The sequence below is a fragment of the Paenibacillus sp. FSL R5-0378 genome (genome assembly GCF_038009285.1).
GTDB classification, from domain to species: Bacteria; Bacillota; Bacilli; order Paenibacillales; family Paenibacillaceae; genus Paenibacillus_AQ; species Paenibacillus_AQ favisporus.
The window spans coordinates 2,344,143-2,364,515 of the sequence record NZ_JBBPAY010000001.1 but is presented as its reverse complement, the minus strand read 5'-3'; the positions used below and the strand labels follow the sequence as shown (position 1 = coordinate 2,364,515).

The following is a 20,373-nucleotide window of genomic DNA, read 5'->3' as shown; positions in this document are numbered from 1 at the left end:
CCTTATTGAATGGTCATTACCTGTCCGGCTGTCATTGCAGTTAGCTCCTCCGGGGTGCAAGAAAATACCGCCTTCGGATGACCGGCCGCCGCCCAAATCGTGCCGAATTTCAACAAGTCTTCATCAATAATCGTCGTGATTCTCTCCAGGTGACCAATCGGCGCTACACCACCGATGACAAAGCCGGTGTGTTCCCGCACGAAATCTGCGTCCGCCTTCTTCAGCTTGACGTTAAGCGAGGAGGAAACAAGCTTTTCATTGACGCGGTTTACGCCGCTTGCTACAACAAGCACAGGTTCATTGGAACCGCTCTGACGGAAAATAATGGACTTCGCAATTTGTGCCACTTCGCAGCCAATCGCCGCCGCGGCTTCTTCCGCCGTGCGAGTGCTGTCCGGCAGTTCCACCACCCGATGGTCGTAGCCCATGTCACGGAGACGGCCCTCCACTCGCTCGGCACTCTCTTTTAAAGCCATGATATATGCCTCCTTTTACTCGCTTGCGCCCTGCACAGCTGCCTGCGGCTCGCCCGGTGCGTCCAGTACGGCGGCGTTGATGCCGTTGAGGAACGCCAGCGCGCTCGCCTTGATAATGTCGGTATCCATCGCCCGTCCCGAATAAGTTTTGCCCTGATATTCCAGTCGGATGTTGACGCGGCCAATCGCCTCTTTGCCCCGGGACAGGCTGTTGATTTTATAATCCCTCAGCTGCACGTCAAGTCCGACCAAGGCCTTGATCGCGCTGTACAGCGCATCGATCGGTCCGTCCCCGACTTTGCTGTCGGTATAGCTTTCGCCGCCTTTTTTCAGCTGGACGGTCGCCGTCGGCACGAGGTCGTTGGTCACGACCTGGAAGGATTCCAGCTCATACAGATGGCTGGTGCCCTGATCGATCTTGCGGTGCTCGGTCACCAGGTAGAATACGTCATGGTCGTACACTTCCTTTTTGGCATCGGCCAGCTGCAGAAATTTCGCAAACAGCTCCTCAAAATCGTTTGGATTGCTCGTGTCGAAGCCGATCTTTTCTACCGCATTTCTGAACGCATGCCGTCCGGAACGCGCGGTCAGGATCAATTCCATGCTCTCAGCTCCGACTTCCTCCGGCGACATGATTTCGTACACGTTTTTATCTTTCAGCAGTCCATCCTGATGAATGCCGGACGAGTGAGCAAAGGCGTTTTCGCCTGTAATGGCCTTGTTGACCTGTACGTCCAGGCCCGTCAAATGCGTCAGCAGCCGGGAGGTGCGCAGTATTTCCTTCAGCTGGATCTGGGTGTGGCAGTTAAAATAATTCTCCCGCACCTTCAGCCCCATCACCACTTCCTCGAGCGAGGTGTTGCCGGCGCGTTCGCCAAGCCCGTTGATGGTGCACTCCACCTTCTCGGCCCCGTTCTTGATGGCGGCCAGTGTGTTTGCCGTGGCCAGCCCCAGATCGTTATGGCAGTGCACACTCAGGACGACCTTGTCGTTCAGATTTTTCAGCCGGTCGTTGATTTTGCGGATCAGCTCGCCGAACTCTTCCGGAACGGCATAGCCTACCGTGTCTGGAACGTTAATGATCGTCGCGCCGGCTTTGACCACCGCTTCGATCGTCTGCCACAGGTACTCGAATTCCGACCGGGACGCATCCTCCGTGGAGTACTGCACCTCCGGCAGCAGCGTCTTCGCAAATTTGACCGCATCCACCCCCATCTGCATGACGGCGTCCTTCGAGCGGCTGAACTTTTTCTCCACATGGATGTTGGACGTGCCCAGCACGATATGGATAAACGGATTTTGTGCCAGCTTGATGCTTTCATACACGCTTTCGATGTCGCTTTTCACCGCCCGGGCGAGCGCGGTCACAGAGACGCTGTCCCCTACGGTTCTGACGATTTCCTGCACGGCTTGAAAATCCCCCGCCGACGACGCAGGGAAGCCCGCCTCGATGATATCTACATTGAGGCGCTTCAGCTGCTGCGCGAATTCAACCTTCTGCTGCGTGTTGAGCTTGGCGCCAGGCACCTGCTCTCCGTCGCGTAACGTCGTGTCCAATACGATAATTTTGCGGTTCATCTGCTATTCCTCCCAAATGAGTGTAGTTCATATATATTTAAAAGGGGTGCCGGCCAAACCCGGAATTTGGCCAACAAAAAAACCCCGTCTCTACGCTAGAGACGAGGTTTAACCCGCGGTACCACTCTAATTCATTTTTAACAATGCAAAAATGATCTTCTTCGATGGCAATCACCATCTATCCCTGTAACGGTGGAACTCCGGCAGACCCTACATTGTCAGGTGGCGGTTCATAGACGAGTTCGAAATGATCGACCACACCGCTTCGCACCACCCAGCGGCTCTCTGAAAAGTCACTTCACTTCTACTATTTCTAATCGAAACCTTTATGATGTATGAAATTGTTAATTATATTATGGCATCCATTTGCTTTTGTCAACCCTGGATTTTCTATAAAGTTGAAGCCGGGAGGTCAAGGAGAACGGAGATGTTCCATCAGCTTCCGGAGCCAGTTGGCGTCATTCGACAGGGCGTGGTAGGCATGCTCGCTAATAAAAAGGGCCGAATCCCGGTACCTGTCCGGAACCTCGGAAAAGCCGGGCCGCTCCTCGATCAGCCGGATTTTTTTCTCCAGCCGGGCGATGGACTCTTCGATGATGTAAGCCAGCTTATGCTTATCCACTTTATCCAGAAACAATAGGGATGAATACAGGCTCGTGATGCTCGTGAAATTTTGAAATACCGCGTAAATTTCCTCTTCCAGCGCCTTGCGGCCCTCGTCGGTAATGCCATATGTCGTTTTCTCCGGACGGTTTTCGGATTGGACGACTTTGATTTTGCGGATGTAGCCCTTTTTCAGCAGGACCTCAAAATTGTAATACAGCGTCCCGTCGTTAATTGTGATCGTATTTTCCAGAGGCTTGAACACCTGTTTCTTGATGTCGTACGGATGGTGCTCCCCCTCGCTGAGCAAGCCGAGAATAAAGATCTGAAGCGACATTGCGATCCTCCTCATCATATGAAAAAAGGGCCGACAGGACCTTTTCCTGTCAGCCCATCCGATCTTATTTTACATGAATTGCGGTTCCGCTGCAGGCTCCTTTCCCGCCTTGGCCGATTTGACCGGCTTAAACTGGTGAATGAACAGGTTGATGACGAGCGCACCCGCACCTACCAGGGCCAAACCGAGGACGTATTCCGCCGTTTTCCCGCCTCCAAAGAGCAGGTTGTAATCCAGATGAATGGTGTAGAACATCGGCGAAATGTGGCTGAATGCCTTGAAGAATGCCGGCATCATCTCCGGCGGCAGCACAGCTCCGCCCGCAATCGTCTGCGACAGCAGCAGCGGCAGATTCAGCATCATGCCGGCCTGGCCGAGCAGCAGCACGCAAATGCTGGTGAACTCGATGGCGACGAGCATTTCCAGGGAGTGCACCATCCACATCTTCAGGAACGTCTCCACTCCGTAGTTGTGGAAGCCGAAGTAGATAGCCAAACCGACCAAATTACTCGATATTCCGCTGGGAACCGTCAAGTCCAGATATCATGCGGGCCTGCAGTCGCTTCGAAAACACTTGGGAAACCTCCCCCTGGAAAGGATGGTAAAGAACAATGCCTATTGAAAGCCAAATCCGCGAATACCTGACCCGAGAGGCAGAGACCATGGAATGCCCCCCGGCTGTTTCCAAACGAATCGAGCAATCCTATTCTCAATACGTACAACGACAAAGGAGCAAAAAAACGATGAAAAAAAGATGGATCGGCGGCATCGTTGCTGCCGCAATTATGATTCCAACCGCGGCATTCGCGGCCCCTCCCCTGATTGAAATGGCGACGAGAACACCGATGACGGCTGAACAAGTCAAGGTGGATGTGGTTGGCCAGGCAGCGCTTGACAAGCTGTATCGCTCTTACCCGGAAACCAAGTCGTTTGAAATTGTCGACGCCAGCCAGCTTGGAGGAAATCCCGCGAATGCAAGTCAGGGGAAAGCTATCCAAACCAGTATCGTGCTGCAGGAAAAGGGAGATCACGGCAAAAAGATCCGGCTTGATCTGAACGGGATTACGGGTGAAATCGAACATGTAAACCAAGAAAACTGGCAGCCTCAAGACAAGCCGGTCATCTCCTTAACCGATCAAGAAATCAAGTCGAAGGTCGATGATCTCATTAACAAACTGTACGGCAGCACCGGTAAGTACGAATACAGTATGGAGCCGATGCAGAATTCGGACTCAAAAACGTTGATATTGAACTATACGGAAAAGGGATCGACAACGCCGTTCTATCAGGCATTGGTTCAAGGGAATACGATCAGCGTTTCGCTGATCGGAGGCGGCCCTGCCGCAACCGTGGAAGGCTTCTTCACTACAAACGGCAAGCCTGACTATACTGCGGATGCCTTTTTAAACGATGAAAAGCTCTTTGCTTTACTTCACATGAGCCCAGCAGAATTGAAACAAGAATTGGCAAAAGGTGCATCTGTCGCCGAGATCGCAGCATCCAAAAAGATCTCCAAGCAACAAGTCATAGACGTCATCGCAAGTACTCAGGCTAAAAAACAATTCCAGGCCGATTCGCATGGAGGAGCTTCCGATGACGAGCGTGCACTGGAACAATTGAAACAAATGGTTGAACCCAAAGTATCGCAAGTGATTGAACATAAAACGGAAACGCCTTGGTAGAAAGATCAGTACAGGCGCCAGAAATGGCGCCTGTTTTTATTTAGGGTACCCCCATAGAACTGATCGTCTCAAAAAGAGAACCATCCATTTTCTTAAAAACCTAAAATTTTGAGGAAAAGACCTATAAATCTTGTAGGTTTTTGACCCGGTTTGTTTGTTAAAATGGAAAGGAGCACCTATTGCAGCATCCATCCAACCACTGATTAAGGAGGAAACGAGATGACTCAGCCTGTGACGCAGCGCGAGCCTTTGGTCACCCACATTTATACCGCCGACCCTTCGGCTCACGTGTTTGAAGGCAAATTGTATATTTACCCTTCCCACGACCTGGACCATGAGCACACGTCCAATGATAACGGGGACCAGTACGACATGGAGGACTACCACATCCTGTCCATGGACGATGCGAACTCCCCATGCCAGGACCACGGCGAGGCGCTGCATCTCCGCGATATCCCTTGGGCCAAGCAGCAGCTCTGGGCTCCGGATGCGGCTTATAAGAACAACACGTACTACCTCTTCTTTCCGGCACGGGATCACGACAACATTTTCCGGATCGGCGTAGCCACCAGCTCCTCTCCCGCGGGACCGTTCACTCCGCAGCCGGAATATATTCCGGGCAGCTTCAGCATTGACCCGGCCGTTCTTATGGATGATGACGGAAGCGCTTTTATATACTTCGGCGGGTTGTGGGGCGGCCAGCTGGAAAAATGGCAGACGGGCACCTTTGATCCGAATGCAGAAGGCCCGGCGGCCGACGAACCGGCGCTGGGGCCAAGAGTGGCTGAGCTGAGCGACGACCTGCTCACCTTCAAGGACGCGCCACGCGAAATCTCCATTCTTGATGAGAACGGCCAGCCGATTTTGGCAGGGGACGAGGAACGGAGATATTTTGAAGGACCGTGGGTACATAAGCATAACGGACTGTATTATCTGTCCTACTCGACCGGCACGACCCATAACATCGTATACGCTGTGAGCGAGAACCCGCAGGGACCTTTTACGTACAAAGGAAAAATCCTGACGCCGGTCATCGGCTGGACGACTCACCACTCGATCGTGCAGTTCCAGGATAAATGGTACTTGTTCTATCACGACAGCTCCCTCTCGGGCGGCGCGGACAACAAACGCTGCGTCAAATTCACCGAGCTGACGATCCACGAGGACGGTACGATCGAAACGATCGATCCGTACGGGAAGTAATTGCATGTGACACGCTCGAGGCAAAATGAAAAGGCTTACCTCCACCAAATGGAGATAAGTCTTTTTTGGTTTGCAGCGCCGTACAGGGCAGCTCCACATATGGCGCTCCCAAAAGGTTAGCAAAGGTCCAAGTAACGTGAAAGCAGACATTTCAACCCCTTCAATTCCTCATAGAATGCGGAAGGGCGATGCTTAAGTTTGTGGGCACAAAAAAACCGACTCCCTTGGGAATCGGTCATCATTCTTATTTACGCTTCATTGCACTATGCTTGAATGAAGTAATCACATAACGAATGCTCACTCTTATTTTGCCGTAGCCGATTAGCTGCCGTTTCCGTCCATTGGACAATCAACTACAGCTCACCACGCTTCACCGATTCGATTAATTCTTCTGTGGAGTACAATTTGCCCTCCACCAGATCCGTCTCCGATGCTTCGATCATATGGCGGATTTCAGGATCAGAATCCAGCTCATCTACAGGACTGTGGACCTCATATTCCAGGCCATCTATACGAATAAATTCTTTGTGATCTTTCAAATACGATTCAATGACCGTACCGTCAGGAGCTTTTAGACTAAAATTCATCCTTCCAACCTCCTTTTGCCTTTCCTGATCTGAAACAACCTTACCCTGAAATTATAACATATCTCCTATCCCTGACTCATTAACAAAAAAATAACCTAAACTTTAATTTTGCATTTGTGGAATAGGTTGTAACCCATTTATACGATCATGTTTCGCGTCTAAATAATCCAACCACATATCAACAACCTGCTTGCCGTTAATTAGGTCAATATTTAAACCTTTCGCATACGTATAAGCATTTGAGGAAAAATCACTCGTTGTGATCACATAACCTCCCGCCGCACCCTGTTTGATCATTTGAGAATGCACGATAGCGATAGGATCAAATCCTACTAAATTCTGATCACTATAGCATTTTACTTGCCCAAGATATAGTCCTTCATCAGAATGCTCCTCAATATCGATGCCAAAGTCCCCTGACCCTTTTGTGACATAAGTTCTGCCACCACGCACCGTGGTTATGATCTCAGCAGCGAATTGCTCAAATAACAATGGATTGCCTTCCTTCTCCATTTCCAAATCACGTTTGAAACGATTATATAAACCAATTCGAAGGGTCTCCTTCATATCTTCATGAGAAGAGAATGCTTCAAGGGCATTTTCTTGATAGTTCACTAGCAGTAGCTTCTGTTTCTGATTCGAATACAGCAAATAACAGATTATGATGATCGATAAACTGAACAAAATGGTCATTTAGCTTCACTCCTTTAACAACCATCATTGCCAATCATTATACGTTTCAACCTGCAGACTCTTTATATCAAGAAAGAAACTAAATACTAATATTCTACTTGTAGGGAGTAGTATGTCATCTTTAAATTTGATAAAACAATTGGAATACGCCATTGCCCTTGACTAACAGTAAACGCTTGCCAGTCCCCGTTCGAGATTTTCATTTCTATAGATGATCATGCTTGGCGCTCATTAAAAAGGCTTACCTCCACCAAATGGAGATAAGCCTTTTTTGGTTTGCAGTGCCGTACATGGCATCACGAAATGGAGAGACAGATCAACCGGCGTTGTCCCTGCCGTCAGGGTCTACGCTACCCCTTCGGCAAAATTCCGGATGGCGTCCATATAGGACGAGGCTGGATACTCTTGCTTGGCGTGTTCGTATCCCGGATTGCCTTCGGACCACGAGCAGGTCAATTCCAGCTTCGTCCGGTCTCCCACCGGCGTCAATTGATAAGTCATATCACAATATACGGATTCATGCTGTTCATTGTAAGCCGGAGCAGGATGCTGTTCATACGAAAACTCTCGGTTCGGCTCGTACGACTTCACGAATCCGTACACATGAAGCGTCCGGTCCCCATCGGGCCCCGGTCCCCGGAATTCGACGCGGGCCCCCGGCTCAAAAGTCGATTCGATGCTGGACCCGAACAACGTGGCGCGTGTACCTTCCGATGTGGCAATGGCCGCCCACACCCGCTCGGGCGGAGCTGCGATCAAGACTTCGTACGTCAAGCTGCTGCTTGATGGATTGACTGCCATTTCATTCACCTTCCATTGCTTGATAGGAACGGGTGTTGCTGGATCGTTTCATCCATTTTTTCACTTTAGCATGCAGGCTGGTTGAAGCCAATCTATTTTTTTGCTTAAACGAAACGCATGTTCACTCATCCATCTTAAGCAGCAGCTTCCCGCGCGTGGATCCGGTCTCCAGAAGACGAAGCGCTTCATTGGCTTCATGTGCCGGGTAAGTCCCGAAGATGTCGGCATGGACTTCTCCTTTGGCCAGCATTTGCAGCGCTTCATTGGCCCTTTGGCCTGCCCTCTCGGGGTTAGCATCGCTGTATGTACCAAGCTGAAATCCGGCGACGGACAGATTTTTAAACCACAGCTCTTGGGTCGATTGCAGTGTATCCGGCTCCCCACCGGCGTTGCCAAGCACAACGAGCTGACCAAATGGCTTCATCACGTCAAGACTCGCCCTTCTCATGGCTCCACCTACAGGATCCAGTACGGCATCAACGCCTTGGCCGCCAGTAGCCCTCATCGTCTCTTCGACAAATCCGGAGCGGATACATAATTCATCGTACCCAAGGGAGGAGGCAAGGCTCTTTTTACTTTCCGATCCAACCGTGCCCAACACCAAGCCGGCACCCAACCGGCGGGCGACCTGGCCAAGGAAACTTCCCAGTCCTCCGGCGGCGGCATGGACCAACAGGCTTCCGCCTGTCTGCAGGCGAATCACGTCTTTCATCACGATCAGAGCCGTAGTCAAATTGACGATGGAAGCGGCAGCCACTGCCAGATCCAGAGTGGAATCGAGCTCTGCAAGCCGTACGGTCAGTTCGGGTCTGACGGATACCACCGTAGCAAATCCCCCAATCTCAGACAGCGTCATCGCCGCAACCGGCTCGCCTACACGGAAGCCCTTGACGCCTTCGCCTATCTCCCGCACATAGCCGGCAACCTCTAAACCGGGAACATAAGGCGGCTGAACGTGGTCAAATTCCCCTCTGGCCAGCATCACATCCACGAAGCCTACACCGGCATACGCGACGTCGATGGTCAATCTGCCCGGTGCTGCAGACAGAGTCTTTACTTCTTTCAGGCGAAGGGCTTGCGCCTCCCCCGGTTGTTCTACGATTAGAGCTTTCATCAGAATTACTCTCCTTTCTAATTTTCTACTGGAATCGCCTGCTGCTGTTTTCGATGAATCTTTCTGCGCCTCGTTTCCAGCAGGATCATGAAGACGATCAGCGTCAATCCCAATAGCGTAACCCCTCCGGAAAAAAGCGGTACTGCTCGAAGCCCAAACCGGCTGTCGATGACCATTCCTCCCAGCCAGGCCCCCACTGCGTTGCTGATATGCAGCGCAGATACGTTCATGGTGGTGGCCAGATTTGGCGCTTCCTTTGCCTTGCTCATTACGAGGACCGTAAGACAGGGAAGAATGCCGAAGCTGAACACCCCCAGAAGAAAAATATCCGCCACGGCAAAAATCTTGCTTTCGAGTGTCACTGTAAAGGCAAAGAGGCATACTGCTAACCCCGCGGTGATTCCGATCAGCGCAGGTCTCAAGCTCCAATCGGCCAACCTCCCTCCCGCTACATTGCCAAGGGTGACGCCAATGCCGAACAAAACCAGAATCCACGAAACGGAGCGGCCGTCAAACATGGCCAGCTGCTCCAGCAGCGGAGCTACGTACGTAAAGGTCATAAACACGCCGCCAAAACATAAAGCGCTCACCAGCAGCGCGAGTAATACTTCCGGTTTGCCCAGAACGCCGATTTCCCGTTTCAGCGGATCAGTCCGGGTGCTCAGATGGCCGGGAAGCAGCCGGAAGAGTCCCGCCACCGCCGCGGCCCCGATGACGGCAATCGCCGCAAACGTATAACGCCAGCCAAGGGCATGGCCAACCCACGTACCAAAGGGAACGCCGGCGATGTTCGCTATGGAAGAGCCGCTGACGAGAACGGATATCGCCCAGGCCCTCTTATCGGCGGTCACCATCTCAGCCGCCATGACCGTGGCCACGCCGAAAAACGAGCCGTGCGTCAAGGACATCAAGATCCTCGCTGTCATCAGCACGGAGAAGTCTTGAGCGGATACGGCCAAAGCGTTGCTGAGGACAAACAGCAGCATAAGGAGGAGAAGCAGCGTTTTCCGGGGCAAACGTCCCGTCAATATCATGATGAGCGGAGCAGTAACGGCAACGCCAAGCGAATAGCCTGAAATGAGCAGCCCGGCATCCGATATCGTGACCTGCAGGTCCGAAGCGATGTCGGGCAGTATGCCCATGATGACGAATTCAGCCATGCCGATGGCAAATGCGCACAAGGAAAGCACCAATAGAGGGCGTAACGGAGAAGATAAAGGCCGGGGAACTTCAGGTGATGGTTTCATACAGACGCCTCCTTTCGGTAAATCACATTACGTTAAGGAGGCAGAGGGAACCAGATCAAATTTTTAACTAGTATAAAAACTAACAGGAACATTCAGGGCAAAAAAAAAAAACCGCACTTCGGCGAAAAAATTCGCTTACATGCGGGCAGCCGGGCGAGTCTTCAACCATGCCTCCAGCTTTTCGGGCGTACGTGTCTCCGGCAGCGGCATATAGATGCAGCACATCAGATTTTCAAGATCATTGATTTGGGTAAACGTAATGATTTCAAAGTGCAGGTGCCCCATTGCCGGGTGCTTCACTTCGATTCGCAGGCCGTTCTTTTCGGCTACTTCATGAAGAGGCCACCATTCGGCAAATTCTTTGCTGCTAATGGTCAGTTCCTCAATGAGCCGGGTATACCAAGGCTGACTTGCCGAGCGGTCGTACAGCTTCCTGTAGAAAGAAAGCGCGATTTTGGTCGAGTGCTCCCAATTAATAATTTTGGTCCGAAATGCAGGATGCATAAAAGTAAGGCGGAGCATCTGCATGTCCTCGGGAGGTATCGCTGAAAAATCCGTCAAAATTTCGCAGGCGAGCTCGTTCCAGGCGATGAGGCGATTTTCCGGTCCGATGACGAAAAAGGGATACGGCGTGCTCGCCACCAAATTCATAAAGGCGGGCGACAGCTTGTATGCCGACATATCCCTGGATGGTACCGGATACCTCCCGGCAAGAAGATACAAATATTCACGCTCCGTAGGGCTCAGCTGGAGCGCAGAGGACAGGCGATCCAGTACCTCGGGCGATGCGGATACTTCCCGGCCCTGCTCTAACCACGTGTACCAAGTAATGCTTAAGTCGGCCAGCTGCGCCACTTCCTCCCGGCGGAGTCCTGGCGTTCTGCGGCGCGTATGTCCCTGCGGCAGTCCAAACTGCTCTGGTGTCAGCTGCGCTCGTCTAGCTTTCAGGAAATCTCCGATCGCTTTTCGGTTCAAACCGGCTTCCATCGGTCCAGTCCACTCCTATCCAGGTAGTTTTTATGCTAGTTACGTTTGCTACTGCCTTCAGTATAAACGGCATGTTAATCTCGCTTCAAGCCATGATGTCCCTTAACCAAATATCAGGAAAGAAGGAACAAATTCTATGACACTGCATGCACAAGCCAAAAAATTCATACAGGATACGGCATCCCTGCCGCCCTCCCACACACTGGATCCTGTGGAGCTGCGCAAAATAGCCGCAGGAACCGTCATTTCAGATACGTTCGAGCTCGCATCGGTTCAAGATAGGAGCATCGAGGGGCCTTACGGTGATCTGCCGCTGCGGATCTACCGGCCAGAGCGGGAAGGCCCGCTGCCCGTTATCGTATTCTATCACGGTGGAGGCTTCGTCATATGCGATGTGCAGAAGTATGACCCGATGTGCCGCATGCTGGCGGCAGTAACCCGTTGTGCCGTCGTATCGGTGGACTACAGGCTGGCTCCCGAACATCCTTTTCCCGCCGCTCCGACAGAGGCCGTCTTCGCCGCCAAATGGGTGGCGGAACATGCCGGGGAACTCGGATTTGACCCCTCCAAGCTGACCCTAGCGGGGGACAGCGCCGGTGGTAATCTGGCAGCCGTAGTTGCCCAACAGCTGCGTGATTTGGGACAAGTCGATGTTGCTGGGCAAATATTAATTTGCCCCCTCACGGATTATTCGCAAAGCTATGAATCGGAAGATCGATTCGCCGAAGGTTATTTTCTAAACCGTAACGTGCTGGATTACTTCAGGAAGCATTACTTAAAGGGGAGCACCGACCGTTCGAACCCGCTCGCATCGCCGATGCTCGGCCGCCTTGACGGCCTGCCGCAGACACTAATCATCACGGCCGAGTATGATCCGGTCCGCGACGAAGGGGAAGCGTATGGCAGACGGCTTGCGGAGGCCGGGGTCTTAGTCACATTCAGGCGTTATCCCGGCATGATCCACGGCTTTTACGCCATGACCGACTTGTTCGACGACGGCCGCCTCGTTTACGAGGATATCCGCAGATTTCTGCAAACCCTGGTATAATCAGCGGCTTTCTCATTTCTCCTTCCCTGCCGACATATATTGCTATCAATGGTCAACAAACGGAGGGAAGCGGCAAAATGAGCAATAGGCGAAGTACGGTAGATGAGGAGATCGGGCGTTTGACGGCCTATCTCCTGAAGACGCAGCAGTCGGACGGCTCCTGGCGTTTTTGCTTTGAAAACGGAATCGGCATCGACGCCTTCGTGATCATCCTCTTTCGTATTTTGGAGGCGGATCCGGAAGGTATCATCCGGCAGCTTCACGACCGAATCTGCAAAGAGCAGCAGCCTGACGGATGCTGGAAACTGTATCCCGATGAGGAAGAGGGCAGCTTATCCGCTTCGGTGGAGGCTTACTATGCCCTGCTTTGCTCCGGTTACAGCCGGCCGGAGGAGGAGCATATGCAGCGCGCCAAGCGGTATATCCTTTCGCGTGGAGGAATCGGTAAGGTCGACAGCATTTTGACCAAGGCGATCCTGGCAGCGACGGGCCAGCGCCCCTGGCCCCGGTCGATCTCCATGATCCCGCTGGAGGTGCTGCTGTTCCCCTCGTATTTTCCGATCAACTTTTTCGAATTTTCGGGCTATTCCAGAGTCCATCTCACGCCGCTGCTGATCATGGCGGACCGGAAGTTTTCGGTTTCTCCGCCGGACGCTCCCGACCTCTCCGACCTTGCCTCCCCGCGCTTGGATGCCGACGAAGATGATCCGCTGCCGCGGGAGTACGAGAACCTGCAGGCGGAACTCCGCCGGGGAATGAACAGGCTGATCGGCACGCCGCGTTTCATCCATGAAGCCGCCGTGGAACGGGCCGAGCGGTTTATGCTGGATCGAATTGAGCCGGACGGCACCCTGTACAGCTACGCAAGCAGCACGATTCTGATGGTTCTGGCGCTGCTTGCCTTGGGCTATGAGCGGGAGCATCCCGTCATCAGCGATGCCGTCAGAGGGCTGACTGCCATGCAGTGTCAGGCGGACGGGACGACTACGATCCAGAATTCGCCCTCCACCGTCTGGGACACCGCCCTGATCGCCGATGCCCTCCAGGAGGCCGGGGTTGCGGAGAATCATCCGGCCATCCGTCAGGCCGCCTCCTACCTGCTGTCCCGGCAGCAGGACAAACCGGCCGATTGGAGTCTCCATAACCCGGACACGGCTCCCGGCGGCTGGGGATTCTCCGAGTCGAACACGATCAACCCGGATGTGGATGACACCACGGCGGCGCTGCGCGCGATATCCCGCCTAACGGAAACAGACCCGCTGTACCGGGAAGCATGGAACCGCGGGCTGAATTGGGTGCTGTCGATGCAGAACCGGGACGGAGGCTGGCCGGCGTTCGAAAAGGATACCGACAAGCACATCCTGACCTGGCTCGCAATCGAAGGGGCCAAGTCCGCGGCCATCGATCCCTCCGAGGCGGATCTGACGGGCCGGACGCTGGAGTACCTCGGCCATTTTGCGGGTTTGACGCAGCGGCATGAGTTCATCCGGCGGGGCGCAAACTGGCTGATCCGGCACCAGGAAAAGGACGGCTCGTGGTACGGGCGCTGGGGAGTATGCTACATCTACGGCACCTGGGCAGCATTAACAGGACTGGCGGCAGCCGGTGTACCGGCCAGTCATGATGCGATCCAAAAAGGCGTCCGTTGGCTTGAGCAGATCCAAAACCCGGACGGCGGATGGGGCGAATCCTGCCGGAGCGACCGAATCATGCGCTATGTCTCCCTCGGAGCGAGCACGCCGTCGCAAACGGCCTGGGCTTTGGACGCGCTCATCGCAGTGCAGGAGCAGCCGTCGCCTTCCGTGGACCGGGGCGTCCAAAGGCTGACTTCCCTGCTGCAGCAGGACGGCGGCATGACGGCCTATCCGACGGGGGCCGGCCTTCCCGGCACCTTCTACTCCCAGTACCACAGCTACCGATACATTTGGCCGCTTCTGGCGCTGAGCCATTACAAGCGCAAATACGGCCATGCCTCCCCGGAAACACCAAAGCCGCCGGATCTCTGACAAGAGTCCGGCGGCTTTTTTCAAACCGTTTTTACTGAAATATGACTTATTCCATGGAAGACGATCCCTGTATCCGCTCCAGCTCATCGCGTTTCTGCCGGAGAAGGTTCTCGATCCGCTCAAGCTCTTCCCGCGCCCGGTTTGAAGCGCTCTCGGCTTGCTGGATCTGCTGTTCATATTCCATCCGCCGGCGCATGGGCATCAGCATGCAATCGTAGACCCATTCGCCATCCCGTTCCACGGCCGAAGCGTTAAGTAGCACGGGAAGGGGTTCGCCGCTGCTCGTTTTAAACGTCAAATACATTTCCTCGACGCCCCGGTTCAGCTTCATGAGCGGAAGAAAATAGATTTGAAAAAAAATCCGGCTGGAACGGGTCAACAGCGATTCGAAGCTGCTTCCGCACATTCCCCGTTTCTCATATCCTAGCATGCGGCACAGCGTGGCGTTGACGTCCTGGATAACGCGATTATCGGCCATGGACACATATCCGCAAGGCGCCCGATCCAATCGTTCGTCCATGCTACCGTGTGGACTCACTTGTCTGACCGGCTTTGGCCGAAGTCAAGTAGGCTTGAATCAGCTGAATCGTTTCATCGGGATGGCTCATGTGCGGACAATGGCCGGTAGCATCCATGAGCTGAAATTCGCTATCCGGCATGTGGGTATGGATATAAGCCCCTGCTTCCAGAGGCGCGATCACGTCCTCGGCGCATTGGAGAATCAAGGAAGGCACGGTGACCTTTCCAAGCGCATCCCGGTAATCCGAGAGAAACGTCGCTTCGGCAAACCGCCGGGCCACCTTCGGATCGGTTGCGCAGAAGCTCTGCTCGAGCTCGCCGGACAACTCGGGGCGACCCGGGTTACCCATGATGACAGGGGCCAGATAACTTGCCCAACCCTGATAGTTTTTGTCCATCATATCCATTAGAGCGAGCAAATCCTCGCGTTCGAAGCCTCCGATATAATCGGGAAGGTCGTTTAAATACCGTGCGGAAGGGCCTATCAGAATCAGCCGTTCAAAATATTCGGGTCTGCGGATGGAAGCGAGAATGCCGATCATGGCACCTACGGAATGACCTACGAAAATCGCGTCCCTTGCCCCCAGTGCCTCGCATATATCCAGAACATCCTGGGCATAGCCGTCCAGATCGCTGTAGCGGACCGGATTATACGCCCGAATGTCTGACCTGCCGGATCCGACAAAATCAAACAAGACCACTTTGTAATGATCTTCGAAAGCAGGTGCGACAAAACGCCACATGTTTTGGTCGCAGCCGAACCCATGGGCAAAAATCAAATACTGCGTGCCGCTCCCGGTGACTTGAACGTTGTTACGGACGAGAATCTGTTGATGGTCCATGTTGCTTCCTCCCGTATACACAGAGTTATTTTCTATTAAATTTGAAAGATGATCGTTCGACACTAAACTTCATTATACTACTAAACTCATCCTTCGGAACAAGAGATTAACCATTCCTTTTGAGAGATGGAATCAAATTCCAGGACCACAAGGGTGAACCCTCACCTATACGCTCGAATCATTCCGGCCAGTCGGAACAATCCCCGCTCCAGGTCGTGAAGGGATGCATACGCATACGATAAGCGCAGATGCTGCCGGTCATGCCGGTCATAAATTTGCCCCGGGTTTAAGAGGATCCCCTCTTTCAGGGCCTGTTCGAACAGTTGGTGAACCGGGATGGGAACATGCAGCCGCAGCCAAATGTAAAACCCGCCTCCGGGTATCTCCCACGTTGCCATATCTTGAAAATATTGCTGAAGGATCGAGAGGGCAAAATCTCTGCGCAGCTTCAGCTTTTGCCGGATATCGGCAAGATGCGGCTCGTACCGGCCTGTGCTAAGCCACTCCGCCACGGCATATTGGGACAGCGAGCTGGCGCCGTAGTCAGTTTGCATTTTGATGTCGGCCAGCCGGTCGATGACCGGTTCCGGCCCGGCCACCCAGCCGATCCGCAGTCCCGGGCCAAGCGTTTTGGACATGCTCCCCATATAGAGGACAAGGCCCTGCGGATCGGCCGACTTGAGCGGCGGGGGCGGCGGCGCGTCCAGCCACAAATCTCCGTATACGTCATCTTCGATTACCGGCAGCCGCTCCAAGGCCGCAGCCTTCATCAGCTCTTCCCGGCGCTTCTCTGACATGACCCGTCCGGTTGGGTTATGGAAGCTCGGGATCGTATACAGCAGCCCCGCCTGATGCTGACGTTTGGCCGGTCCCACCGCATCCGGACGAATCCCTTCCAGGTCCATCGGAACGCCGGCGAGCCGGATCCCTGCCGACTGAAACACGTGGATCGAGTTCAGATAGGACGGAGTTTCCGTCAGAACCGTCGAACCGGGCTGGAGCAGACCGACCGATATCAGCTGCAATCCTTGCAGCGCACCCGACACGATCAGAATCGACGACGGGGAAGCGAAGATTCCCTTGGACCGTAAATATTCGCTGAGTGTCTCCCGGAGAAACCGGCTTCCTTTAGGCTCGGAATAACCCAGCGACAAATGCCCGCCGCTCCCCTTCCCGATGATTTCCTGCATACTAGCTGAAGGGAGAAGCTCAGGCGACAGCTCCCCCGTTCCAAGCCGGATGATGTCCGCCCTGGCCTCGGCCTGGTTAATTCGCTGAATCAGCTGAATGTTGGGCGGATAAGCCCCCGCCCGGACGTAGCGGTTCCAGTCGGGAGCGGGACCAGCCGCAAGCAGATTCCACGTGTTGTTGACCACCACGGTTCCTTGTCCAACCTTGGATTCGATGAGCCCATTGGCCGCAAGTTCTCCGAGCGCATAGACCACCGTGCTGCGGTTCACTTGAAACCGGGCAGCCAGTTCCCGCTGCGGAGGGATCCTCGTGCCGACAGGCCATTCCCCATTCATGATTTTCCCTTGCATATATTCGTAAATCTGCCGGTGCAGCGGCACCGGAGATGACTTGTCCAGCTGCCATTCCTCGTAACGCATAGACCCTCTTCCTATCATGGTTGATTTCGTTTATTCTAACAGATTGGTTGGGTCCTTAACCAACCAATTGGTTGGAGACCTGCAGGGGCGCCTTCGATAAAATAGGGACATTACAGGAGGAATGATATGATACACGCCTTATTTCACGGATTTATATTGGCCCTTGGGCTGATTTTGCCGCTCGGCGTTCAAAATCTGTTTGTGTTCGGTCAAGGCGCCGCCCACACCCGCTTGAGCCAGGCACTGCCGGCTGTCATTGCCGCCTCCCTTTGCGATACGCTGCTGATATCCCTGGCGATCATGGGCGTTTCCGTCGTCGTGCTTGAATATGCCTGGATCAGAACGGTCCTATTGGGGCTGGGGATTCCTTTCCTGCTGTACATGGGCTACGTCACGTTAACCAGCAAACCGCTCGCCCATAACGGGGAAGACGCCCGGTCTTTATCGACTCGAAAGCAAATCGCTTTTGCCGTATCGGTATCCCTGCTCAATCCCCATGCGATTCTGGACACCGTCGGCGTGGTAGGCACAAGCTCCTTAAACTATGCCGGCTGGGAAAAGCTGGCGTTCGGCGCGGCATGCGTCCTCGTCTCCTGGGTATGGTTCGCCGGGCTCGCCGCGGCGGGACGGGCCGCCAGAAACCTCGATTCGACAGGCAGGCTCAGATCGTGGCTGAACCTGCTGTCCGCCGTCATTATGTGGGTTACGGCCGCTTATTTGGCTTACAGCCTGTTTAGGGGATGATGACGAGGAGTGAAGGATCCGGTGGGTCCAATGAGGTCAACGCAGGTTAGTTCAAAACAGGTCCAAACAGGCTCAAGTAACACGAGATTCACTTAGTATACTTTTTTTCAGTGCTTACCAGAAACCGAAAGAAGAATTATAATGTTACCGAATCCACCAGGAAAAGGAGGAAATTGAAACGTGAAGTATACCTATTTGGGAAAAACAGGATTAAAGGTCAGTCGTCTCTGCCTCGGTACGATGAATTTTGGTCCAAGCACCGAGGAGAAGGAAGCCTTCAAGATTATGGATGCAGCCCTCGACGCAGGTGTCAATTTCTTCGATACGGCCAACGTCTACGGCGGTAATGAGCACCGCGGATGGACTGAGGAAATCATCGGCCGCTGGTTCGCCCAAGGCGGCGGAAGACGGGAAAAAGTCGTGCTCGCCACAAAAGTATACGGCAACATGGAACATCCTATCGTGGATCCCAATGAGCAAGGGGGACTTTCCGCGTACAAGATCCGCCGCCACCTGGAAGGCTCACTCCGCAGGCTGCAGACGGACCATATCGAGCTCTATCAAATGCACCATGTGGACCGGAACGTGTCCTGGGATGAGCTCTGGAACGCTTTTCAAACTCATCAGAACCAGGGAAAAATCGGATACGTCGGCGCCAGCAACTTTGCCGGCCGCGACCTGGTGAAGGCGCAGTACGAAGCGGAGAAGCGCGGCCTGCTCGGCCTGGTGTCCGAGCAGCACAAATACAGCCTGCTCTGCCGGCTGCCGGAGCTTGAAGTGCTCCCTGCTGCGGAAGAGCATGGCATCGGTGTCATCGCCTGGAGCCCGCTGGACGGCGGCGTGCTTGGCGGCAACCTGAACCCGAAGGAAGGATCGCGGACTGCGCGCCAGACCGAGCGGCTTGAGAAGCTGCGCCCGCAGCTGGAACAGTTCTCGAAGCTGTGCAAGGAGCTGGGTGAATCCGAAGCGACGGTGGCGCTCGCCTGGACGCTCGTGCATCCGGCGATGACAGCCCCGATCATCGGACCGCGGACGCTGGAGCAGTTCGAGCAGACGCTCCGGGTTGTGGAGGTCGAGCTGAGCGAAGACGTGCTGGCGCGCCTGGACGAAATTTTCCCGGGTCCCGGCGGAGAAGCCCCTCGGGCTTATGCTTGGTAACCCGCAGTAAAAGAAAGCTTGCTTGATCGAACTCATCCTATTCAGATGCGCTTGGCCTTCCGGACATGTTCCGAGTGCTAAAAATCAGCGCCAGTCTGACTAGAAAAGGCTTATATTCTCTTATACCTTCAATAGAGAACACACCTTGAGGCTTCAAGGTGTGTTCTTGCTGTTTATTGATTAGTCTCTGAACTGCCGGAAGAAGGAGCGCAGATCTTCGGCAAGCTGATCCGGTACCTCCATGGCGGCGAAATGGCCGCCCCGATCGAACTCCGACCAATGCACGACCGTATACATGCTCTCGGCAATCCGGCGGACCGGCAACCCCCCATTTTTCGGTTATATCAACAAAAAAATTCCGCAGGAGCCGCGGAATCTTTTCGCTTAACTGTATGACCTCAACCCGGCATAGAAGAAAGCCGGTCCATATGGCGATGCAGCCTATCCACCAGGTTCGCATCGTCCCCCTGCTCCAGCCATTCCTCAATGGAAACGCGCAGAGCCGCCATATAGACGGCCACCAGAAACCGGACTTCATCACGGTCCGCCCCGGTTTCGAGCCTCGAGCCCAGCGCATCGCAGAGAGCCGGCTCCGTCTCCATCAGCGTATACAAAAATAAGGACGCGATAGAGGGCGTCTGCCCGGCTATGCGGTACCGGAGCACAAGACCCGGGCGCTGCTTCTCGTATTGGCCGGCCAGGTAACCGAAGACCGATTGCAGGGCGGCATGGGGTGATGCCGGAGGCTCCGCTTCCAGCAGGTATCGGACCCCATCCAGCTGCGTGCTGCGGATCGGTCCCGACAGCACTTCCTCCTTGGACGCATAATACCGGAAGAACGTGCGCGACGACATCGTGACCGCATCGGCAATGTCCTGAATCGAGGTCTGCTCATAGCCCTTCTGCTGAAAAAGCCGCAGCGCCGCTTCCTCAATCGCCGCCTGGGCCAGACGCTTCTTTCGCTCCCTTAAACCTGCCGGCGCTTCTATGGGATGTATGTTTTCTTTAGGATTCATCTCGAATTCTTCCTTCATTGACTTTTGTCACTCAGTGACATTATATTAAATTTAAGCGCAATCCACAATGCAAAATACGGACACAACAGCGCGAAGACGTAGGCCCAAGCTTTTCGGGACGG

21 protein-coding genes, 1 pseudogene and 1 other annotated feature are annotated in these 20,373 nt (G+C 53.9%); of the genes and pseudogenes, 7 read left to right on the top strand and 15 right to left on the bottom strand.

The window, feature by feature from the left end; all coding sequences use genetic code 11:
- Window positions 1–2: 2 nt before the first annotated feature.
- The 4 genes from MKY74_RS11140 to MKY74_RS11125 form a co-directional block, all read right to left on the bottom strand.
- Complete coding sequence (locus MKY74_RS11140; protein WP_076170416.1) at window positions 3–476, bottom strand: YbaK/EbsC family protein; 474 nt, start codon at window positions 474–476, stop codon at window positions 3–5.
- A gap of 15 nt (window positions 477–491) precedes the next feature.
- Window positions 492–2,054: a 2-isopropylmalate synthase gene (locus MKY74_RS11135; protein ID WP_076170417.1), complete on the bottom strand. Its 1,563-nt coding sequence runs from the start codon at window positions 2,052–2,054 to the stop codon at window positions 492–494.
- Between the two features lie 94 nt (window positions 2,055–2,148).
- Window positions 2,149–2,384, bottom strand: a binding site (T-box leader).
- Window positions 2,385–2,466: 82 nt separating this feature from the next.
- Window positions 2,467–2,994 (bottom strand): PadR family transcriptional regulator, encoded by a 528-nt coding sequence (locus tag MKY74_RS11130; RefSeq protein WP_076170418.1) that lies wholly within the window; start codon window positions 2,992–2,994, stop codon window positions 2,467–2,469.
- Window positions 2,995–3,063: 69 nt separating this feature from the next.
- Window positions 3,064–3,528, bottom strand: coding sequence for a hypothetical protein (locus MKY74_RS11125; RefSeq protein ID WP_144025419.1), 465 nt, complete (start codon window positions 3,526–3,528; stop codon window positions 3,064–3,066).
- Here MKY74_RS11125 and MKY74_RS11120 point away from each other — a divergent pair.
- The 3 genes and pseudogenes from MKY74_RS11120 to MKY74_RS11110 all read left to right on the top strand — a co-directional run.
- Window positions 3,500–3,616, top strand: a pseudogene (locus MKY74_RS11120) (sigma-70 family RNA polymerase sigma factor); the annotation flags it as partial. The gene MKY74_RS11125 and the pseudogene MKY74_RS11120 overlap by 29 nt on opposite strands.
- The gene (locus tag MKY74_RS11115; RefSeq protein WP_084203900.1) at window positions 3,606–4,676 is read left to right on the top strand and encodes a hypothetical protein; all 1,071 of its coding nucleotides are present in this window, start codon (window positions 3,606–3,608) and stop codon (window positions 4,674–4,676) included. The pseudogene MKY74_RS11120 and the gene MKY74_RS11115, both read left to right, overlap by 11 nt.
- Before the next feature lie 219 nt (window positions 4,677–4,895).
- On the top strand, window positions 4,896–5,879 hold the full coding sequence (locus MKY74_RS11110; protein WP_076170421.1) for a glycoside hydrolase family 43 protein: 984 nt from the start codon (window positions 4,896–4,898) through the stop codon (window positions 5,877–5,879).
- A 353-nt stretch (window positions 5,880–6,232) separates the two neighbouring features.
- Here the strand turns inward: MKY74_RS11110 and MKY74_RS11105 are convergent, their stop codons facing one another.
- The 6 genes from MKY74_RS11105 to MKY74_RS11080 form a co-directional block, all read right to left on the bottom strand.
- Window positions 6,233–6,466, bottom strand: coding sequence for a hypothetical protein (locus MKY74_RS11105; RefSeq protein ID WP_076170422.1), 234 nt, complete (start codon window positions 6,464–6,466; stop codon window positions 6,233–6,235).
- Window positions 6,467–6,568: 102 nt separating this feature from the next.
- Window positions 6,569–7,081 carry a restriction endonuclease gene (locus MKY74_RS11100; protein WP_244169268.1) on the bottom strand — a complete coding sequence of 171 codons (513 nt, stop codon included), beginning with the start codon at window positions 7,079–7,081 and terminating at the stop codon, window positions 6,569–6,571.
- A gap of 423 nt (window positions 7,082–7,504) precedes the next feature.
- Entirely contained in the window at window positions 7,505–7,960 is a 456-nt protein-coding gene (locus MKY74_RS11095; protein WP_076170424.1) for an SRPBCC domain-containing protein, read from the bottom strand.
- 121 nt (window positions 7,961–8,081) lie between these two features.
- Window positions 8,082–9,074, bottom strand: a complete 993-nt coding sequence (locus MKY74_RS11090) for a quinone oxidoreductase family protein (RefSeq protein WP_076170425.1) — start codon at window positions 9,072–9,074, stop codon at window positions 8,082–8,084.
- Between the two features lie 17 nt (window positions 9,075–9,091).
- Window positions 9,092–10,321 carry an MFS transporter gene (locus MKY74_RS11085; RefSeq protein WP_076170426.1) on the bottom strand — a complete coding sequence of 410 codons (1,230 nt, stop codon included), beginning with the start codon at window positions 10,319–10,321 and terminating at the stop codon, window positions 9,092–9,094.
- A 135-nt stretch (window positions 10,322–10,456) separates the two neighbouring features.
- Window positions 10,457–11,308, bottom strand: coding sequence for a helix-turn-helix transcriptional regulator (locus tag MKY74_RS11080; protein WP_076170427.1), 852 nt, complete (start codon window positions 11,306–11,308; stop codon window positions 10,457–10,459).
- A gap of 136 nt (window positions 11,309–11,444) precedes the next feature.
- On the opposite strand from MKY74_RS11080, the gene MKY74_RS11075 reads away from it, so the two are divergent.
- Together MKY74_RS11075 and shc are read left to right on the top strand one after the other, a co-directional pair.
- Window positions 11,445–12,356, top strand: a complete 912-nt coding sequence (locus MKY74_RS11075) for an alpha/beta hydrolase (RefSeq protein ID WP_076170428.1) — start codon at window positions 11,445–11,447, stop codon at window positions 12,354–12,356.
- A 77-nt stretch (window positions 12,357–12,433) separates the two neighbouring features.
- The gene (gene shc / locus MKY74_RS11070; RefSeq protein ID WP_076170429.1) at window positions 12,434–14,362 is read left to right on the top strand and encodes a squalene--hopene cyclase; all 1,929 of its coding nucleotides are present in this window, start codon (window positions 12,434–12,436) and stop codon (window positions 14,360–14,362) included.
- Window positions 14,363–14,408: 46 nt separating this feature from the next.
- On the opposite strand, the gene MKY74_RS11065 is transcribed toward shc, so the two are convergent.
- The 3 genes from MKY74_RS11065 to MKY74_RS11055 all read right to left on the bottom strand — a co-directional run bounded on the left by MKY74_RS11065 (window position 14,409) and on the right by MKY74_RS11055 (window position 17,333).
- Window positions 14,409–14,882: a PAS domain S-box protein gene (locus MKY74_RS11065; protein WP_076170430.1), complete on the bottom strand. Its 474-nt coding sequence runs from the start codon at window positions 14,880–14,882 to the stop codon at window positions 14,409–14,411.
- 1 nt (window position 14,883) lies between these two features.
- On the bottom strand, window positions 14,884–15,723 hold the full coding sequence (locus tag MKY74_RS11060; RefSeq protein WP_076170431.1) for an alpha/beta fold hydrolase: 840 nt from the start codon (window positions 15,721–15,723) through the stop codon (window positions 14,884–14,886).
- A gap of 161 nt (window positions 15,724–15,884) precedes the next feature.
- Complete coding sequence (locus MKY74_RS11055) at window positions 15,885–17,333, bottom strand: aminotransferase-like domain-containing protein (RefSeq protein ID WP_076170432.1); 1,449 nt, start codon at window positions 17,331–17,333, stop codon at window positions 15,885–15,887.
- Window positions 17,334–17,459: 126 nt separating this feature from the next.
- Here MKY74_RS11055 and MKY74_RS11050 point away from each other — a divergent pair, with 126 nt between their 5' ends.
- Together MKY74_RS11050 and MKY74_RS11045 are read left to right on the top strand one after the other, a co-directional pair.
- On the top strand, window positions 17,460–18,077 hold the full coding sequence (locus tag MKY74_RS11050; RefSeq protein WP_076170433.1) for a LysE/ArgO family amino acid transporter: 618 nt from the start codon (window positions 17,460–17,462) through the stop codon (window positions 18,075–18,077).
- Window positions 18,078–18,257: 180 nt separating this feature from the next.
- Window positions 18,258–19,235, top strand: a complete 978-nt coding sequence (locus MKY74_RS11045) for an aldo/keto reductase (protein ID WP_076170434.1) — start codon at window positions 18,258–18,260, stop codon at window positions 19,233–19,235.
- 180 nt (window positions 19,236–19,415) lie between these two features.
- Here MKY74_RS11045 and MKY74_RS11040 read toward each other — a convergent pair whose 3' ends face one another.
- Both MKY74_RS11040 and MKY74_RS11035 read right to left on the bottom strand, forming a co-directional pair.
- On the bottom strand, window positions 19,416–19,559 hold the full coding sequence (locus MKY74_RS11040) for a hypothetical protein (RefSeq protein ID WP_208629322.1): 144 nt from the start codon (window positions 19,557–19,559) through the stop codon (window positions 19,416–19,418).
- Window positions 19,560–19,633: 74 nt separating this feature from the next.
- Complete coding sequence (locus tag MKY74_RS11035; protein WP_076170435.1) at window positions 19,634–20,251, bottom strand: TetR family transcriptional regulator; 618 nt, start codon at window positions 20,249–20,251, stop codon at window positions 19,634–19,636.
- Window positions 20,252–20,373 lie beyond the last annotated feature (122 nt).

What these genes read in the sequence shown, in the direction of transcription:
- MKY74_RS11140 (WP_076170416.1), bottom strand. Translation starts at nt 476, where the DNA reads ATGGCTTTAAAAGAGAGTGCCGAGCGAGTGGAGGGCCGTCTCCGTGAC.
- MKY74_RS11135 (WP_076170417.1), bottom strand. Translation starts at nt 2,054, where the DNA reads ATGAACCGCAAAATTATCGTATTGGACACGACGTTACGCGACGGAGAG.
- MKY74_RS11130 (WP_076170418.1), bottom strand. Translation starts at nt 2,994, where the DNA reads ATGTCGCTTCAGATCTTTATTCTCGGCTTGCTCAGCGAGGGGGAGCAC.
- MKY74_RS11115 (WP_084203900.1), top strand. Translation starts at nt 3,606, where the DNA reads ATGCCTATTGAAAGCCAAATCCGCGAATACCTGACCCGAGAGGCAGAG.
- MKY74_RS11110 (WP_076170421.1), top strand. Translation starts at nt 4,896, where the DNA reads ATGACTCAGCCTGTGACGCAGCGCGAGCCTTTGGTCACCCACATTTAT.
- MKY74_RS11105 (WP_076170422.1), bottom strand. Translation starts at nt 6,466, where the DNA reads ATGAATTTTAGTCTAAAAGCTCCTGACGGTACGGTCATTGAATCGTAT.
- MKY74_RS11095 (WP_076170424.1), bottom strand. Translation starts at nt 7,960, where the DNA reads ATGGCAGTCAATCCATCAAGCAGCAGCTTGACGTACGAAGTCTTGATC.
- MKY74_RS11090 (WP_076170425.1), bottom strand. Translation starts at nt 9,074, where the DNA reads ATGAAAGCTCTAATCGTAGAACAACCGGGGGAGGCGCAAGCCCTTCGC.
- MKY74_RS11085 (WP_076170426.1), bottom strand. Translation starts at nt 10,321, where the DNA reads ATGAAACCATCACCTGAAGTTCCCCGGCCTTTATCTTCTCCGTTACGC.
- MKY74_RS11080 (WP_076170427.1), bottom strand. Translation starts at nt 11,308, where the DNA reads ATGGAAGCCGGTTTGAACCGAAAAGCGATCGGAGATTTCCTGAAAGCT.
- MKY74_RS11075 (WP_076170428.1), top strand. Translation starts at nt 11,445, where the DNA reads ATGACACTGCATGCACAAGCCAAAAAATTCATACAGGATACGGCATCC.
- shc (WP_076170429.1), top strand. Translation starts at nt 12,434, where the DNA reads ATGAGCAATAGGCGAAGTACGGTAGATGAGGAGATCGGGCGTTTGACG.
- MKY74_RS11065 (WP_076170430.1), bottom strand. Translation starts at nt 14,882, where the DNA reads ATGGACGAACGATTGGATCGGGCGCCTTGCGGATATGTGTCCATGGCC.
- MKY74_RS11060 (WP_076170431.1), bottom strand. Translation starts at nt 15,723, where the DNA reads ATGGACCATCAACAGATTCTCGTCCGTAACAACGTTCAAGTCACCGGG.
- MKY74_RS11055 (WP_076170432.1), bottom strand. Translation starts at nt 17,333, where the DNA reads ATGCGTTACGAGGAATGGCAGCTGGACAAGTCATCTCCGGTGCCGCTG.
- MKY74_RS11050 (WP_076170433.1), top strand. Translation starts at nt 17,460, where the DNA reads ATGATACACGCCTTATTTCACGGATTTATATTGGCCCTTGGGCTGATT.
- MKY74_RS11035 (WP_076170435.1), bottom strand. Translation starts at nt 20,251, where the DNA reads ATGAATCCTAAAGAAAACATACATCCCATAGAAGCGCCGGCAGGTTTA.